The 17,469-nt window shown below is 72.9% G+C and carries 11 protein-coding genes; 3 read left to right on the forward strand and 8 right to left on the reverse strand.

Annotated features, from left to right (window positions below; all coding sequences use genetic code 11):
• The 3 genes from ACFV6I_RS25605 to ACFV6I_RS25615 all read right to left on the reverse strand — a co-directional run.
• Positions 1-658, reverse strand: a 658-nt coding sequence (locus ACFV6I_RS25605; RefSeq protein WP_380427854.1) for a Mur ligase domain-containing protein, incomplete at its 3' end; no start/stop codon positions are given.
• Positions 659-822: 164 nt separating this feature from the next.
• Complete coding sequence (locus tag ACFV6I_RS25610; RefSeq protein WP_107452931.1) at positions 823-1,284, reverse strand: indole-3-glycerol phosphate synthase; 462 nt, start codon at positions 1,282-1,284, stop codon at positions 823-825.
• Between the two features lie 66 nt (positions 1,285-1,350).
• Positions 1,351-2,118, reverse strand: coding sequence for a pyrimidine reductase family protein (locus ACFV6I_RS25615; protein ID WP_380427841.1), 768 nt, complete (start codon positions 2,116-2,118; stop codon positions 1,351-1,353).
• A gap of 102 nt (positions 2,119-2,220) precedes the next feature.
• Between ACFV6I_RS25615 and zapE the strand changes: the two genes are divergently transcribed.
• The 3 genes from zapE to uvrB all read left to right on the forward strand — a co-directional run bounded on the left by zapE (position 2,221) and on the right by uvrB (position 5,843).
• Positions 2,221-3,267, forward strand: a complete 1,047-nt coding sequence (gene zapE / locus ACFV6I_RS25620) for a cell division protein ZapE (protein WP_380427856.1) — start codon at positions 2,221-2,223, stop codon at positions 3,265-3,267.
• A gap of 160 nt (positions 3,268-3,427) precedes the next feature.
• Positions 3,428-3,706, forward strand: coding sequence for a helix-turn-helix domain-containing protein (locus ACFV6I_RS25625; protein WP_380427843.1), 279 nt, complete (start codon positions 3,428-3,430; stop codon positions 3,704-3,706).
• 43 nt (positions 3,707-3,749) lie between these two features.
• Positions 3,750-5,843, forward strand: a complete 2,094-nt coding sequence (gene uvrB, locus ACFV6I_RS25630) for an excinuclease ABC subunit UvrB (RefSeq protein ID WP_063349496.1) — start codon at positions 3,750-3,752, stop codon at positions 5,841-5,843.
• Positions 5,844-5,997: 154 nt separating this feature from the next.
• On the opposite strand, the gene ACFV6I_RS25635 is transcribed toward uvrB, so the two are convergent.
• The 5 genes from ACFV6I_RS25635 to ACFV6I_RS25655 form a co-directional block, all read right to left on the reverse strand.
• Entirely contained in the window at positions 5,998-6,198 is a 201-nt protein-coding gene (locus ACFV6I_RS25635; protein WP_380427845.1) for a hypothetical protein, read from the reverse strand.
• A 12-nt stretch (positions 6,199-6,210) separates the two neighbouring features.
• Positions 6,211-6,960 carry an SRPBCC family protein gene (locus ACFV6I_RS25640; RefSeq protein ID WP_380427847.1) on the reverse strand — a complete coding sequence of 250 codons (750 nt, stop codon included), beginning with the start codon at positions 6,958-6,960 and terminating at the stop codon, positions 6,211-6,213.
• A 30-nt stretch (positions 6,961-6,990) separates the two neighbouring features.
• The gene (locus ACFV6I_RS25645) at positions 6,991-8,238 is read right to left on the reverse strand and encodes a cytochrome P450 (RefSeq protein WP_380427849.1); all 1,248 of its coding nucleotides are present in this window, start codon (positions 8,236-8,238) and stop codon (positions 6,991-6,993) included.
• 11 nt (positions 8,239-8,249) lie between these two features.
• Positions 8,250-8,465 (reverse strand): MbtH family protein, encoded by a 216-nt coding sequence (locus tag ACFV6I_RS25650; RefSeq protein WP_380373401.1) that lies wholly within the window; start codon positions 8,463-8,465, stop codon positions 8,250-8,252.
• 3 nt (positions 8,466-8,468) lie between these two features.
• Positions 8,469-17,469: amino acid adenylation domain-containing protein (locus ACFV6I_RS25655; RefSeq protein WP_380427852.1), on the reverse strand; the 9,001-nt coding region annotated here is incomplete at its 5' end.

Below are 17,469 nucleotides of genomic sequence, written 5' to 3' on the forward strand. Positions count from 1 at the left end.
CGGTGAGGCCCTCGCGGCCGGCCACCCGGGCGGTCAGCTCGCGGGCGCCGTCGTGGTCGGCGGAGACCACCAGGGTGCCGCCGGGGGTGATCCGGCCGACGAAGGTCTCGAAGGACTCGTAGATCTCCTCGATCGAGGCGTAGTTGGCGTGGTGGTCCAGCTCCACGTTGAGCACGATCGCCACCTCGGGCGCGTACTTGTGGAAGCTGCGGTCGCTCTCGTCGGCCTCGGCGACGAAGATCTCGCCGACGCCGTGGTGGGCGTTGGAGCCGGGCGCGTCGAGGTCGCCGCCGATCGCGTAGGACGGGTCCAGGCCCAGCTCGCCGAGGGCGACGGCGAGCATGCTGGTGGTGGTGGTCTTGCCGTGGGTGCCGGCCACCGCCAGCGCCCGGCGGCCGCCCATCAGGGCGGCCAGCGCGTCGGAGCGGTGCACCACCGGGATGCCGCGCTCGTGGGCGGCGGCCAGCTCCGGGTTGTCGGCGCGGATCGCGCTGGAGACCACCACGCTGCTGGTGCCGTCCGGCACGTGCTCGGCGGCGTGGCCGACGTGCACGGTCGCGCCGAGGGCGCGCAGCGCGAGGACGGTCTCGGACTCCTTGGAGTCGCTGCCGGAGACGCTGGCGCCGCGCACCGCGAGGATCTTCGCCAGGCCGGACATCCCGGCGCCGCCGATGCCGATGAAGTGCGGGGCGTGCAGGTCGTGCGCGGCGTCGTTCAAGGCGGGGCTCCGTAGGGCGGGGGCGGAATGGTCGGGCGGACGGGATGGGGAATCGTCCTCGCGGGCGGACCGCAAGGACGATTCTGCACCACCGGCCGGGATCCCTAGGAGTCGCTGGCGAACAGCCGCAGCACCGGGACCCCCACCTTGTGCCGGGCCTGGGAGGCCCAGTCGCGGTGGAAGAACTCCTCCACGAAGTGCGGTGAGGTGAGCACCACCACCTCGTCCGCGCGGTGCTCCTCGACCGCCGTCCGCAGCCGGTCCAGCGGCTTCTCCTCGACCAGCTCGCCGACCGCCTCGGCCCCGGCCGCGCGCAGGTGGCGCAGGCTGTGTTCGAGCGACTCGGTGGCCACGGTCGGCCCGGACTCGGACTCGTCGTGCTCGTGCACCACCTTGTCGAGGTGGCCGAGCGCCACGTCGTCCAGCGCCCGCAGCAGCTCGTCCTGCTTGCCGCGCGGCTGCATCAGGACGACGAAGGAGACCTTCTCGTCGCTGTGGAGCGTGGTGACGAGTTCCACGTCCGCGTCGGAGAGAGCCTTTTCGATCATCAGTACCGTCTTGAACACGTGAGTCCCTTCCAGTGGCCGGCCCCCGGGCCCCGGCATCGCATTAACGGGATCACGACCCGTCGGTCACGGGGTCGGCGGACGCAGGTAGCGGGTGAAGAGGAATCCTTTCTGCTCGATCAATGAGACCAGCCGCATCCGCTGCACGTCAGGCATTTGCGCATCGCGGATGATGCGCGGCGCGTCGCCGCCCGTGATCAGCGGAGCCAGTGACAGGCACAACTCGTCCAGCAGACCCGCCGCCGCCAGCTGTCCCAGCAGCCGCGGGCCGCCCTCGCTCAGCAACCGCGTCCAGCCCCGCTCCGCCAGCGCCGACACGCCCGCCCGCAGGTCCACCGACCCCTCCCCGGCGAGCACCAGGTCGGCCACCTCGGCGACCGCCCGGCGGCGCTCCTCGGGCGCGTCCGCGGTGGTGATCACCACCGTCCTGACCAGCGGGGCGGTGAACAGCGGCGCGGTCAGGTCCAGGGTCAGCGAGCGGCTCACGATCGCGATCGCCGGAGCCGGGGCCTGCCCGGCCGCCGCCCGCGCCGCCGCGAACTCGGCCCGGGCCCGGGCCGGCCGGTAGCCCTCCGCGCGGACCGTCTCCGCGCCCACCAGCACCACGTCCGACAGCGCGCGCAGCACACCGAAGATCCGCTTGTCGGCGTCCCCGGACAGGCCCTCCGATAGGCCCTCCAGCCTCGCCCCGCCGTCCAGACCGGCCACCATGTTGGCGCGCAGCCAGGGCCGCCCCCGATTCACCTGGTCGGGGTACGCGTAGACGGCGGCGAGCGACTCCAGCGAGGCCGGGTCGGCGACCGGCTCGCCCAGCGGGCTGATCAACTGTTGCATGCCCTCAGTCTTCCACCGGCCGCCGTCCCGAGGCGCTCTGCACCAGGCGTACCCTCTACTAACGTGCCAGCAGCCCCCCGCCCCGACACCGCGACCGAGTCCATAGCCGCCGCGAGCGCGGCCGGCTCCCCGATCGCGCTCGCCGACCGTCGCCCCGTCGTGCCCGCCGAGCGGCTGGTCGCCGAGATGGTCCCGCCGCCCCGGTTCTCCGACGTGAGCTTCGGGACGTACATTCCGGACCCGAACCAGCCCAGCCAGTACGAGGCCGTCCAGGTCCTGGAGCAGTTCGCCACCACCCTCGGCGGGGGAAACGGTTCCGCGCCCAAGCGCAGCTGGTTCCGCCGCTCCGCCCCGGCGCCCACCGGCCCGGCCGGCGTGTACCTCGACGGCGGCTACGGCGTCGGCAAGACCCACCTGCTCGCCTCGCTCTGGCACGCCGCCCCCGGCCCCAAGGCCTTCGGCACCTTCGTCGAGCTGACCAACCTGGTCGGTGCGCTCGGCTTCCAGCAGGCCGTCCGGACCCTCTCCGAGCACACGCTGCTGTGCATCGACGAGTTCGAGCTCGACGACCCGGGCGACACCGTCCTGGTCTCCACGCTGCTCACCCGCCTCGTCGACAACGGCGTCAAGCTCTGCGCCACCTCGAACACCCTGCCGGAGAAGCTCGGCGAGGGCCGCTTCGCCGCCGCCGACTTCCTGCGCGAGATCCAGGGCCTGTCCGCGCACTTCCGCCCGATGCGGATCGACGGCCAGGACTACCGCCACCGCGGCCTCCCGGACGCCCCGCCGCCCTACCCCGACGCGGCCGTCGACGCCGTCGCCGCCCGCACCCCCGGCGCCTCCCTGGACGACTTCGACACCCTCCTCGCCCACCTCTCCGCCGTCCACCCCAGCCGCTACGGCGCGCTGCTCGACGACGTCACCGCCGTCTGCCTGCGCGGCGTCCGCCAGGTCGACGACCAGTCCACCGCCCTGCGCCTGGTCGTCCTCGCCGACCGCATGTACGACCGCGAGCTCCCCATCACCGCCTCCGGCCTCCCCTTCGACCAGGTCTTCCCCGACGACATGCTCCGCGGCGGCTACCGCAAGAAGTACCTCCGCGCCATCTCCCGCCTGGTCGCCCTCGCCCGCGACAGCGCGAAGGCCTGACCCCGTAACCCCCGCCCCGGCCGGGCGTTGCTCCCTAGCGGAGCAGAGGGGGGGACGCATGGCCGGTGGCGGGTGAGGCCGAGCATCTGCCCGCCGCCGACCACGACGTCTACGACCGGGAGGAGCAGCGGTGAGCAGCGGTTATCACACGCGGTGGGTCGTGCCGCCGGAGCATCGGGAGAGCGAGCAGTACCGGGCGGCTGGGCGGCGGATGGCGCTGGCCGAGGCCGTGTACGCCCGCCGATCCGCTCTCGGCTGGACGCTCGCCGAACTCGCGGAGCGGGCCGGGCTGGACGAGGCGATGGTCGAGAGCATCGAGGAGAGCGGTGTCGATCCGACCCTGCCGCTGATCGAACGCCTCGCCGCCGCGTTCGACTCGGTCGTCCGCATCGACCCGGCCCGCGAGCCCGCCATGAGGTTCGAGGGGCACGCGGCCTGAGGAAGCCGCACCGCTTGTCGGTGGTGGGTCGTACGGTGGACTCGTGCGACCCATCACGAGTATTGAGCGGTCAGTGACGCCCTTCGAGGTCGTCAGTCCCTTCCAGCCGAACGGGGACCAGCCGGCGGCGATCGCCGAGTTGGAGCGGCGGATCAAGGGCGGGGAGAAGGACGTCGTCCTGCTCGGTGCCACCGGTACCGGGAAGTCGGCCACCACGGCCTGGATGATCGAGCGGCTGCAGCGGCCCACCCTGGTGATGGCGCCGAACAAGACGCTGGCCGCCCAGCTGGCGAACGAGTTCCGCGAGCTGCTGCCGAACAACGCGGTCGAGTACTTCGTCTCGTACTACGACTACTACCAGCCCGAGGCGTACGTCCCGCAGACGGACACCTACATCGAGAAGGACTCCTCGATCAACGAGGAGGTCGAGCGGCTGCGGCACTCGGCGACCAACTCGCTGCTGACCAGGCGGGACGTGATCGTGGTCGCCTCCGTCTCCTGCATCTACGGCCTCGGCACCCCGCAGGAGTACGTGGACCGGATGGTCCCGCTCAAGGTCGGCGAGGAGATCGACCGGGACGTCCTGCTGCGCCGTTTCGTGGACATCCAGTACGCCCGCAACGACGTGGCGTTCACCCGTGGCACCTTCCGGGTCCGCGGCGACACCATCGAGATCTTCCCGGTCTACGAGGAACTGGCCGTCCGGATCGAGATGTTCGGCGACGAGATCGAGGCGCTGTACACCCTGCACCCGCTCACCGGCGAGATCATCAGCCAGGACGAGTCGGTGTACGTCTTCCCCGCCTCGCACTACGTGGCCGGTCCGGAGCGCATGGAGCGGGCGATCACCGGCATCGAGAAGGAGCTGGAGGAGACGCTCGCCCGGCAGGAGAAGCAGGGCAAGCTGCTGGAGGCCCAGCGGCTGCGCATGCGCACCACCTACGACATCGAGATGCTGCGCCAGATCGGCACCTGCTCGGGCGTCGAGAACTACTCGATGCACTTCGACGGCCGCGAGCCCGGCTCCCCGCCGAACACCCTGCTCGACTACTTCCCGGAGGACTTCCTCCTGGTCATCGACGAGTCGCACGTCACCGTCCCGCAGATCGGCGCGATGTACGAGGGTGACGCCTCGCGCAAGCGCACCCTGGTGGAGCACGGCTTCCGGCTGCCCTCCGCGATGGACAACCGCCCGCTGAAGTGGGAGGAGTTCCTGGGGCGGATCGACCAGACGGTGTACCTGTCGGCGACGCCCGGCCCGTACGAGCTGTCCCGCGGCGACGGCCAGGTCGAGCAGATCATCCGCCCGACCGGTCTGATCGACCCGGAGGTGATCGTCAAGCCGACCGAGGGCCAGATCGACGACCTGGTGCACGAGGTCCGCACGCGGGTGGAGCGGGACGAGCGCGTCCTGGTGACCACGCTGACCAAGAAGATGGCCGAGGACCTCACCGACTACATGCTCGGCCTGGACATCCGGGTCCGGTACCTGCACAGCGACGTGGACACCCTGCGCCGGGTGGAGCTGCTGCGCGAGCTGCGCGCGGGCAGGTACGACGTGCTGGTCGGCATCAACCTGCTGCGCGAGGGCCTGGACCTGCCCGAGGTGTCGCTGGTGGCGATCCTGGACGCGGACAAGGAGGGCTTCCTGCGCTCCGGCACCTCGCTGATCCAGACGATCGGGCGGGCCGCCCGAAACGTCTCGGGCCAGGTGCACATGTACGCGGACCGGATCACCCCGTCGATGGAGAAGGCGATCGACGAGACCAACCGCCGCCGGGTCGTGCAGCAGGCGTACAACAAGAAGCACGGGATCGACCCGCAGCCGCTGCGGAAGAAGATCGGCGACATCCTGGACACCCTCGCCCGCGAGGACGTGGACACCGACGAGCTGCTCTCCACCGGCTACCGCGGGGCCGCCGGGAAGGGCAAGGCCCCGGTGCCGGCCCTGGGCATGGAGCGCAAGCAGGGCGAGAGCCTGCCGGCCGCCGAGCTGGCGGAGCTGATCCAGTCGATGACGGACCGGATGCACGCGGCCGCCGCCGACCTCCAGTTCGAGGTCGCGGCCCGGCTGCGCGACGAGGTGAAGGAGCTGAAGCGGGAGCTGCGCCAGATGCGGGAGGCCGGCGTGGCCTGAGCGGGGGCCGAGGGGGCCGAGGGGGGCTGAGGGGGCCGACGGGGGTCTGAGGCGGGTCGAGGCGGGGGGGCGGCGGGGCGGGCGGGGGGGGGGTGGCCGGTGACGAGCGGGTGCGGTGGCTTCGGGACGACACCGGCCGTAGGAGCGAGAAGGACTACCGGCGGCGGCGCGGCGGTGCCGGGTTGAGCTTGGCGGTGAGCGCCGAGAGGAAGGTCGGGAGCCTGTCGACCATGGCCTTGGGGACCGGGGTGGTCTGGACGGTGTCCCGCCGCACGTCCTGGAGGACGAGGGTGTAGGTGCCGTTCTCCTCGACGAGTTCGGCGGCGTAGAGCAGTGTTCCCGTTGAGGTTTCCATCAGGGGCCCTGGCTAGGCTCGGGTGTCGTTGAGCCAGGCGGTCCACGCCGCGGTGGCCTGCTGCTCGTCGGCGCCCTCGGCGAACAGGTGGTGGCCGAGCCAGATCGGCACGTTCCAGGTGCTGCCGTTGAAGAACCGGTAGAGCGCGTCCGGGCCGCGCAGACCGACGAAGTCGGTGCTGAGCCAGTCCACGACCACCTCCTGGCGACGGCCGTCCGGGCCCGGGAGGTGGAGCGGCAGCCGGTCGCCGACGGTCGCGTCGTCGGCGAGGCCGAGGCGGCGGCGCAGCACGGCGAAATCGGCCGGGTCGGCGGTGGGTTCGGGGCGGTGGGCTCTGACGTAGACGGCGGGGCGGCCGGCGAAGTGCCGGAGGTACTCGGCGAGGCCGTGCTGGTAGAAGTCGACGTACTTCTCGGCCACGTCCGACTTGGCGTCCCACCCCCAGGCCTCGTCGACGATGCCCGTGTGCACCCAGTGGATCCCCATCCGCAGGCGGCTCGTTCCGCCGTCGGCGGGCTCGATGCGGTAGCTGAGCGTGTTGGAGAAGCCGCCGTCCTGGGTTGCCCGGACGGCGAAGTGCCGCGGCGGCTCCCAGGCCACGACGGTGGAGTCGCCCCGGGTGGCCTTTCCGCCGACGCGCGGCTCGACCTCCATCGGGTACAGCCAGCCCAGGTTGCCGGCGCCGGTGGCGACCGCGTCCCAGACCTGTTCGGGTGTGGCGGGCAGGTCCTGTTCCCGGCGGACCTCGAACTCTCGGGCCATGGTCGGTGCTCCTTCGTCCTCGTTCATGGGTCAGTAGGTGAGCGGGAGGGCGCTCAGGCGCCGTTGCAGCGGGTTGGGCCGCCAATCGAGCACAGCGCCGTCGGCCAGCCGCAGCTCGGGCAGCCGGCGGAGCAGCGTGCCGACGGCCACCTCCGCCTGGAGCCTGGCGAGCGGGCCGCCGAGGCAGAAGTGCGGGCCGTGGCCGAAGCTCAGGTGCCGGTTGCCGGGGCGGGTCAGGTCGAGCCGGTCGGGGTCCTCGAAGCGCTCGGGATCGCGGTTGGTCGCGCCGAGGAACAGGTACACCAGCTCGCCCTCGCGCAGGAGTTGCCCGCCGATCTCCAGGTCCTGCGCGACGACCCGGACGATCGCCTGGGTCACCGTGTCGTAGCGGGCCAGTTCCTCGACGGCGCCGCGGACCAGCCCCGGATCCGCGCGCAGCCTGGCCAGCTGGTCGGGGTGGCGCAGCAGGGCGAGCATGCCGTTGCCGACCAGGTGGGTGGTGGTCTCGCCGCCGGCGGTGATCAGGACGAAACAGGTGGACAGCAGTTCGGAGTCGGTGAGCCGGTCGTCCTGCGTCTGGGTGGCGACCAGGGCGCTGATCAGGTCGTCACCTGGCTCGGACCGGCGCCGGCGGACGAGCCGGGCGAGGTACTCCTCGTACTGCCCGATCGCCTCCTCGGACTTGTCGATGTCCTCGCCCAGCCGGCCGAAGCGGCGGAACCAGGTCTCGACCTGCGGACGGTCCTCGGGCGGGATGCCGAAGAGCTCGCAGACCACGGACATCGGGAACGGGGAGGCGACCGCCTCGATCAGGTCCATGGTGGGCCCGGCCGCGACCGCCTCGTCGATGAGCCGGTCGACGATCCGCTGGACGCCGTCGCGCAGGGCTTCGACGCGCCGGGCGGTGAAGGCGCGGTTGGCCAGCTTGCGCAGCCGGGCGTGGTCCGGCGGGTCGGTGTTGGACATCACCCGGCCGAGCCGGTCGGAGAGCCTGCTGAGGGCCTTCAGGTCGCCGCCCAGGCCGCCGAGGGCGCGGGTCATCCGGTCCCGGTCGTTGGACAGCCGCAGGTCGCTGAGGGCGGCCTCGACGTCGGCGTACCGGGTGAGGTACCAGATGCCCTGGGCGCTGCGGTGGACAGGGCTCTCGCGCCGCATGCGGGCGTAGAACGGGTACGGGTCCCGCCGGGCCTGGGGGGTGAGCAGGTCGGCGGCGAGGTCGTGGGGCGGGGCGAGGCCCGCCGTGCGGCGGGCCTCGTCCGTGGTGTCGGTCAGGTTCACTGCGGGCCGCGCTACCGCTGGGCTTCCATGGCGTCGGCGAGGCTCCTGGGCCGCATGTCGGTCCAGGACTTCTCGACGTACTCCAGGCAGGCGGCGTTGGTGTCGGGGCCGTGGACGACGGTCCAGCCGGCCGGGACGTCCGCGAACTGCGGCCAGAGCGAGTGCTGGTTCTCGTCGTTGACGAGCACGAGGAAGGTGCCGTCCTGGTCGTCGAAGGGGTTGGTCATGGGTCAGTCCTCCTGGTGGGAAAGGGTGGTGGTGCGATCGGCGTTACCAGCGCCATCGGCGCGATCGGTGTCACCGGTGGCCTCGGCGAGCCTGGCGGCCAGGATCGGTCCGATCTGCGCCAGCGAGCCGGTTTGGGTCATCCGGTCGTGCCGGGTGGTGATCTCGTGCGATTCGATCCGGCCGGCGACGTACGGGCGCCAGATTTCGGGCCCCGCGTTGTCCTCGGCCCGGTCGATCGTGGAATTGAACAGCAGCAGGTCTCCGTCGAAGTCGCCGGGGACGAAGTCGACCGCCAGCCTGGCGTTGTTGATCATGATCTCGACGATCACCTCGATCTGTCGCTCGTTCAGGCCGGCCAGCGCGCTGCCCCGCCGGTTCAGGACCTCGGCGACCTCGGCGTAGGTGATCTCCTGGTCGCCCAGCTCGTCCGGGTCGACATCGAGCACCCCGACGAGCACGTCGCGCACGGTGGGCACCGGCACCTCCGCGAACTGCACGTCCTTCACCGGGTAGGCATCGAGGATCGCCAGCAGTGCGGTCCGTTCGCCGCGTGACTGCAGCTCGCAGGCGAGCGCGTGGGCGATCAGCCCGCCGGCGGACCAGCCGAGGAGCAGGTACGGACCCTCCGACTGGATCTTCTGGATCTGGTCGGCGTAGTCGGCCGCCATCTCCTCGTAGGACGTCGGCAGGGTTTCGGGCCGGCCGAGGCCACGCGCCTGGATGGCGTAGACCGGGTGCTGCGGGCCGAGGTGGTTCAGCAGTCCGCTGTACGACCAGCTGATGCCGCCGCCGGGGTGGATGCAGAACAGCGGTGTGCCGGTCCCGGTCGAACGCAGCGGGAGCACCACGTCCAACGCGTCGTCGGGATCGTCCATGAGCAGACGCTCGGTGAGACCGGCCACGGTCGGCGCCTCGAACAGCATGCGCAGGCCCAACTCCAGACCGAGGGTCTCGCGGACCCGCGAGGCCAGACGGGCGGCCAGCAGCGAGTGCCCGCCCAGATCGAAGAAATTGTCGTCGATGCCCACCCGCTCCCGGCCGAGGACCTCGGCGAACAGGCCGCACAACAACTGCTCCTGCGGCGTCCGGGGGCCGCGCCCGACGTCCGAGGCCCCGTACTCGGGGGCCGGCAGCGCGGCCCGGTCGAGCTTGCCGTTGGCGGTCAGCGGCAGCGCGTCCACGGTGACGAACGCCGCCGGCACCATGTAGTCCGGCAGGTCACGGCGCAGCCGGCCGGCCAGCTCGCCCGCCTCGGGCGCGCCCTCGGGGGCGGGCACCAGGTAGGCGACCAGCCGCTTGTCGCCCGGCCGGTCCTCCCGGGCGACGACGGCCGCCTGGGCGACGCCGGGGCAGCCCGCCAGGACCGCCTCGATCTCTCCGGGCTCGATCCGCAGGCCGCGCAGCTTGACCTGGTGGTCGGCGCGTCCGGCGAAGTCCAGCGTGCCGTCGGCCCGCCACGACGCGAGGTCGCCGGTGCGGTACATCCGGCTCCCGTCCGGCCCGTACGGGTCGGCGGTGAAGCGCTCCGCCGTCAGGCCGGCCCGCCCGAGGTAGCCGCGGGCCACGCCCGTCCCCGCGAGGTACAGCTCACCGACCATGCCGGTCGGCACCGGGCGCAGCCTGTCGTCGAGCACGTAGGCGCGCATGTTCGCCATCGGCCGGCCGATCGGCACGGTCGCGGCGTGTTCGGGCAGGACGCCCACCGGGTGGCAGGTGGCCAGGGTGGTGGCCTCGGTGGGCCCGTAGCCGTTGACCACCTCGATGCCGGGGCAGGCCGCCAGCACCCTGGCGACGGCGGCCGGGGAGACCACGTCGCCGCCGGTCCACACTTCGCGCACCCCGGCGAGCAGGCCCGGGCGCTCCTCGGCGACCAGGCGGAACAGTCCGGCCGTGAGCCACAGTCCGGTCACCCCGTTCGAGGTGATCGTGTGTTGCAACAGGTCGAGGTCGAGCTGCTCCGGCGGTGCGACCACGACCCGGCCGCCGTTGAGCAGCGGCACCCACAGCTCGTAGGTGGAGAGGTCAAAGGCCGTCGGGGAGTGCATCAGCACCCGCTCGTGTCCGCCGCCGCGGAACTCGGGGGTCAGCGCGTGACCCGCCACGTCACGGTGGGTGACGGCCACGCCCTTAGGCCGACCGGTCGAGCCGGAGGTGTACATGATGTACGCCAACTGCCCGGGTTCACAGGGAACTTCGAAGCCGGAGGGATCGGCGGCCTCGGACTGCACCAACGCGGTGGTCACCTCCTGGGTGAGCACCAGGGCCGCCCCGCTCTCCCGCAGGATCAGGTCGATCCGGGAGGAGGGGAAGCGCGAGTCCAGCGGCACGTAGGCGCCACCGGCCTTGATGATCGCCAGGATCGCCACGACCAGCTCCGCCGAGCGGTCCAGCATGACCGCGACCGGCGTCTCCGGCCGCACGCCCTGGCGGACCAGTGCCCGGGCCAGGCGGTTGGCCCGCAGGTCGAGCTCCCGGTAGGTCAGCTCGGTGCCGCCGGCCACGACCGCGACGGCCTCCGGGGTGGCCCCCACCTGGCGGGCGAACAACTCCGGCACCGCGGCCCCGGGCAGCTCGGCCGCGGCACCGCTGGATCCGGCGAGCAGTCGGCGGCGTTCCTCGACGGGCATGATGTCGATCCGGCTGATCGGCCGGTCGGGGTCGGCGACCGCCGCGCGCAGCAGCCGGGCCAAGCGCTCGAACAGCAGCTCCACGGTGGCCGGGTCGAACAGGTCGGTCGCGTACTCCACCGCGCCGACCAGGCCGTCGGGGGCGCCGTCCGGGCGGAACTGCTCGGCCAGGCTGAAGGTCAGATCGACCCGCGCGGTCCCGGTCGGCGCCTCCAGGTGGCCGGTCTCCAGCCCCGGCAGCGCGAACTCGCCGACCGGTGCGTTCTGCAGGGCCAGCATGACCTGGAACAGCGGGTGGTGCGCCAGCGACCGCGCGGGGTTGACCACCTCGACCAGGTACTCGAACGGCACATCCTGGTGGTCGTACGCGGTGAGCGCCTTCTGCCGGACCCGGCCGAGCAGTTCGGCGAAGCCCGGGTCCCCGCCGGTGTCGGTGCGCAGCACCAGGGTGTTGACGAAGAACCCGACGAGCTCGTCCAGCGCCTGGTCGGTACGGCCGGCGATCGGACTGCCGACCGGGATGTCCGTGCCGGCTCCGAGCCGGGTGAGCAGGGCCGCGAGTCCGGCCTGGAGCACCATGAACATGCTGGCGCCGCGCGCGGCGGCCAGGTCCCGCAGGGCTTGGTGCAGTTCGGCGTCCAGTCGGACCACCACCCGGTCGCCCCGCTGGGAGGCCACCGGCGGCCGCGGCCGGTCGGCGGGCAACTGCAGCTGCTGCGGGACGCCGGACAGCTCCTCCTTCCAGTAGGCCAGTTGCCGGGCGAACAGGCTGTCCGGGTCGGCGGCGTCACCGAGCAGCTCGCGCTGCCAGGCGCTGTAGTCGGCGTACTGCACCGGCAACGGGGACCACTGCGGGGCCTCGCCCCGGCAGCGGGCCGCGTAGGCCGCGGCGAGGTCACCCGAGAGCGGGCCCATCGACCAGCCGTCGGCGGCGATGTGGTGCACCACGACCAGCAGCACGTGCCGGTCGGGGGCGAGGACGTACAGCTCCGCCCGGATCGGCGGCTCCGCCGCGAGGTCGAAGCCGCACTGCGCCGTCTCCGCCAGGCGCTCCGCCAACCGGCTCTCGTCGAGCTCGACCACCGGCAGTGCGGGGTGCGCCTGTGCGGCGCTCAGCACGACCTGGTGGGGCACGCCGTCCGTCTCACGGAAGACCGTCCGCAGGCTCTCGTGCCGGGCGACCACGTCCGCGAGCGCGGCGTGCAGGGCCGGGCGGTCCAGTTCGCCGGTCAGGCTGAGCGCGAGCGGCATGTTGTAGGTGGCGCTCGGCCCGTCCATCCGGTGCAGGAACCACAGGCGGCGCTGGGCGAAGGACAGCGGAACCCGGTCGGGGCGCGGCTGGGCGGTCAGCGCGGGCCTGGCCGTTCCAGAGCCGTCGAGGCGGGCCGCCAGGGCGGCCACGGTCGGGGTCTCGAACAGGGTCCTGACCTCCAGCTCCGCGCCGAGGGTCGCCCGGACCCTGGAGGCGAGCCGGGTCGCCAGTAGCGAGTGCCCGCCCAGGTCGAAGAAGCTGTCGTCGACGCCGACCTGTGCCAGCCCGAGCACTTCGGCGAAGAGCTCGGCGAGGAGCTGCTCCTGCGGGGTGCGCGGCGCCCGTCCGACGGCGACCGGGCCGAGGTCGGGGGCGGGCAGCGCGCGGCGGTCGAGCTTTCCGTTGGCCGTCAGGGGCAGCGCCTCCAGCGCCACCAACGCCGACGGGACCAGGTAGTCGGGCAGCCGTCCCCGCAGCCAGTCACGGAGTTCGCCGATGAGGGCACCGGTACCCCGGCTGCCGGTCAGGCGGTTGGTCAGCGCCGCCAGCGGCCTGCCGGTGATCCCGGCCGGCCGGTACGGCTCGACCGGGGAGCCGTGAAGCCCCTGCGGGTCGGTGAAGACGACATTCACGGCGTCCGCCGCGGTGGCCGACCAGGTGACGGACACCGAGCGGCCGAACTCCGACCCGAGGGCGTGGAAATCCTCCGGGTCAGGGAGGTCGCCGTCCTCCGGGGCGTGCAACCGTTCCAGCAGTTCGGCGAGCGAGCCGTCCCCGCTCTGTACTGCCCTGGCCAGAGCCGCTTCCCGCGCCACGCGGCGGTTCGGCACCCCGGTGATCCGCAGCACGTCGGCGGGCGGCTGGGCGAGCAGCTCGCGCAGTTCGGCCGGTCCGGCGACCTGCTGCCCCCACGCCAGCTCGACGGACCGGTCCGGGCCCGCCGGGGTGACCGGTGGCTTGTGCAGGGTGACGTCGTAGCGGTAGCGGGTCAGCTCGTTGTGGTGGCGGCCCCGCTTGACCTCCACCGTCACCGCGCCGATGCCGGCGCCGTTCTCCCGCAGGACGGTGAAGAAGTCCGGGTCGACCAGGAGCTCCTTCTCCACCAGCAGGGACTGCTCCACCGCGCGCCGCACCGCGGTGAAGTCGGCGCCTTCGCCGACCCGGTGCAGTTGGACGGCGGTGGCCAGCGGGCGCAGCAGTCGCAGGTTGCGGACGTCGCCGACGAAGAGCGCGCCGCCGGGGGTGAGCAGTTGCATCAGTTTCCCGATGACGTCGGCGAGGTAGTCGGCGGAGGGGAAGTACTGCACGACCGAGTTGATGACGATGGTGTCGAAGTGCCCGGCGGGCAGGCCGTCGGTGTCGTGTGCCGGGCGGGTGTGCAGGACGACGCGGTCGGCCAGTTGCTCCTGCCGGGCGATCTGGGTGGCCAGCGCGTCGATCGCGGTGGCGGAGAAGTCGGTCGCCCAGTAGGTCTCGCAGTGCGGTGCGATCTGCGAGAGGAGCAGACCGGTGCCGACGCCGACCTCCAGCACCCGGCGGGGGCGCAGGGCCAGGATGCGGGCCACGGTGGCGTCGCGCCATTCCCGCATCTGCTCGACGGGGATCGGGCTCGCGTCGTAACTGCTGTTCCAGCCGACGAAGTTCTGGCCGAAGGCGGTTTCCTCGGGGGTGATGGGCAGGGCGTCGTAGATGTCCCGCCACTCGCCCACGTGGTCGGCTTCGCGGCTGTCGTCGCGGCCGGTGTCCCGGCGTGGGACGACGTAGCCGATGAGCCGGTCGTCCTGGGCGAGGACGGCGGCCCGGGCGACGGCGGGGTGCTCGGCCAACACCGTCTCGATCTCGCCGGGCTCGATCCGGAAGCCGCGCACCTTCACCTGATCGTCGGCGCGGCCGACGTACTCCAACTGCCCGTCACCCAGCCAGCGCACCACGTCCCCGGTGCGGTACATGCGGCTCCCGTCCGCCTCGAACGGGCAGGCGACGAAGCGACCCGCCGTCAGGGACGGCCGGTTCAGGTAGCCACGCGCCAGGCCCGCGCCGGCGACGTACAGCTCGCCGGGCACGCCGGGCGGCACCGGCCGCAGCCGCTCGTCCAGCACGTACACCCGCGCGTTGGCGATCGGCCAGCCGATCGGCGGCACGCCGGTGCCCGCCGCCAGCGGGTCGCTCATCGTCGCGCACACCGTCGTCTCCGTCGGCCCGTACGCGTTGACCATCCGCCGCCCCGGCGCCCAGCGCGCCACCAGCTCCGACGGGCACGCCTCGCCCGCCACCACCAGGGTCGACACCGTCACCGCGCCCTCCGGCAGGGCCGCCAGGACGGACGGGGGCACGGTCGCGTGGGTCACCGCGAGCCCCGGGTCCGTCAGCGCGGCGACCGGCTCCGCCGCCGGAGGCAGCACCAGGGCCGCACCGCACAGCAGGGCGGTGAAGATCTCCGACACCGAGGCGTCGAAGCTCGGCGAGGCGAACTGCAGCACCCGGCTGTCGGAGTCGATCGCGAACCGCTCGATCTGGGCGGCGACCAGACTGGCCACGCCGCCGTGGGCGACCACGACGCCCTTGGGGCGGCCGGTCGAACCCGAGGTGTAGATCACGTACGCCGGATGCCGGACGTCGAGAGCGACCACGGGATCCGTGTCCGGCGACTCGGAGGCCTCGGCGGCCTCGGAGGCCTTGGCGACCAGCGCCGGATCGTCGACCACCAGCGCCGGGCGGGCGTCCTCAAGCATGTACGCGATCCGCGCCGCCGGGTACGACGGGTCCACCGGCAGGTACGCGGCACCCGCCTTCAGGACACCCAGGACCGCCACCACCGACTCCACCGAACGCGGCAGCGCCACCGCCACGACCTGCTCCGGACCGACCCCGCGGGCGATCAGCGCATGCGCGAACCGGCCCGCCCACGCGTTCAACTCCCGGTACGTCAGCTCGACATCGCCGGACACCAGGGCGAGCGCATCCGGCGTCGCCGCCACCTGCACCGCGAACGCCTCCGGCACCGGCACAGCGGCCACCTCGCGGGCGGTCGCGTTGCCGCGCTCCAGCAGCCGGCTCCGCTCGTCGGAGTCGAGGAGGTCGATCCCCCCGATCGTCCGGGCCGGATCGGCGGTGACGGCCTCCAGCAGGAGCGTCCAGCGCCGGGCGAGGGCGGCGACCGTGTCCCGGTCGAACAGGTCGGTGGCGTACTCGACCACGCCGACGATCCCGTCCGGGCTGCCGTCGGGGCCGAACCGCTCGCTCAGGTTGAAGCCGAGGTCGAACTTGGCCGTCCCGGTCGGCACGGCGAAGGCGGACACCTGGAGGCCGGGCAGCGCGAACTCGCCCATCGGCGCGTTCTGCACGGCGAGGATCGTCTGGAACAACGGGTGGTGCGCGAGCGAGCGGGACGGGTTCAGCACCTCCACCAGGTGCTCGAACGGCACGTCCTGGTGGGCGTAGGCGGCGAGCGCGGTCTCCCGTACCCGCCCCAGCAGTTCGCCGAAGGTCGGGTCGCCGCTCGTGTCGGTGCGCAGCACCAGCGTGTTGACGAAGAAGCCGACCAGCTCGTCCAGCGCCTCGTCGGTGCGCCCCGCGATCGGGCTGCCGATCGGAATGTCCGTCCCCGCGCCGAGCCGGGTGTACAACGCCGCCAGGCCCGCCTGGAGCACCATGAACAGACTGCTCCCGGACCGCCGGGCCAACTCGGCCAGCCCCGCGTGCAGTTCGGGGGTCAGCTCAAGGCCGAAGGCGGCGCCCCGGTAGCCGGCGACGGCCGGCCGGGGCCGGTCGGCGGGCAGCGGGATCCGCTCCGGAAGGCGGTCCAACTGCTCGGTCCAGTAGCGGAGTTGTCCGGCGAACCGGCTGTCCGGGTCCTCCGGGTCGCCGAGCAGCTCGCGCTGCCAGAGCGTGTAGTCGGCGTACTGCACCGGCAGGGCGTCCCGGTCCGGCTCGCGGCCCTGGCAGCGGGCAGCGTAGGCCTCGGCGAGGTCGCGGGCGAGCGGGCCGGTGGACCAGCCGTCACCGGCGATGTGGTGCATGACCAGCAGCAGCACGTGCTCGTCCGGCGCGAGCGCGAACAGCTCGGCGCGCAGCGGCGGTTCCGCCGCGAGGTCGAAGGGGAGCCGTGCCGCGTGGGCGAGCCGTTGCGGCAGCTCGTCCTCCCGGGCCTCGGTCACCCGCACCCTGGGCCGGGCCGCCCCGGGGTCGAGGACCCGCTGGCACGGCACGGCGTCGAGCTCCGGGAAGACCGTCCGCAGGCTCTCGTGCCGGGCGAGGACCTCGGCCAGCGCGTCCTCCAGCGCCTTGCGGTCCAGTGTTCCGGTCAGCCGCAGCGCCAGCGGGATGTGGTAGGCCGCGGCGGCTCCGTCCATCCGGTGCAGGAACCACAGGCGGCGCTGCGCGAACGACAGCGGTACCGTCTGCGGCCGCTCGTACGGCGCCAGTGCGGGCCGGGCCCGGTCGGCCTCGGTGAGCCGTGCCGCCAGGCCGGCCACCGTCGGCGCCTCGAAGAGCGCGCGCAGCCCGACCTCGGCCCCCAGGGCCGAACGGATCCGGGAGACCAGTCGGGTGGCCAGCAGCGAGTGCCCGCCCAGGTCGAAGAAGTCGTCGTCGACACCGACCTGGCCCCGGCCCAGCACCTCCGCGAACAGCTCGCACAGGATCTGCTCCTGCGGCGTCCGCGCGACCCGGCCGACCCCGACCGCACCCGCCTCCGGCACAGGGACAGGCACCGGCAGCGCCGCCCGGTCCAACTTCCCGTTCGGCGTCAACGGCAGCGCCGCCAACACCACGAACACCGACGGCACCAGGTAGTCGGGCAGCCGCTCGCGCAGGTACGACGCCAGCACCGGCGGGCGAGCGTCGGCGCCGGGGCGCGGGGCCACGTAGCCGACGAGCCGGTCGCCGTCGGCGAGGACGGCGGCCTGGGCGACGGCGGGGTGCGCGGTCAGGGCCGCCTCGACCTCGCCGAGTTCGACGCGGAAGCCGCGCACCTTCACCTGCTGGTCCGCGCGGCCGACGTACTCCAGCTCACCGTCCGCCCGGCGGCGCACCACGTCCCCGGTGCGGTACATCCGACTGCCCGCCTCGAACGGGCAGGCTACGAAGCGCCCGGCCGTCAGGCCCGGCCGGTTCAGGTACCCG

The organism is Kitasatospora sp. NPDC059803 (assembly GCF_042732255.1).
Classification (GTDB): Bacteria; Actinomycetota; Actinomycetes; order Streptomycetales; family Streptomycetaceae; genus Kitasatospora.

What these genes read in the sequence shown, in the direction of transcription:
- ACFV6I_RS25650 (WP_380373401.1), bottom strand. Translation starts at nt 8,465, where the DNA reads ATGACCAACCCCTTCGACGACCAGGACGGCACCTTCCTCGTGCTCGTC.
- ACFV6I_RS25635 (WP_380427845.1), bottom strand. Translation starts at nt 6,198, where the DNA reads ATGGAAACCTCAACGGGAACACTGCTCTACGCCGCCGAACTCGTCGAG.
- ACFV6I_RS25640 (WP_380427847.1), bottom strand. Translation starts at nt 6,960, where the DNA reads ATGGCCCGAGAGTTCGAGGTCCGCCGGGAACAGGACCTGCCCGCCACA.
- ACFV6I_RS25615 (WP_380427841.1), bottom strand. Translation starts at nt 2,118, where the DNA reads ATGCAACAGTTGATCAGCCCGCTGGGCGAGCCGGTCGCCGACCCGGCC.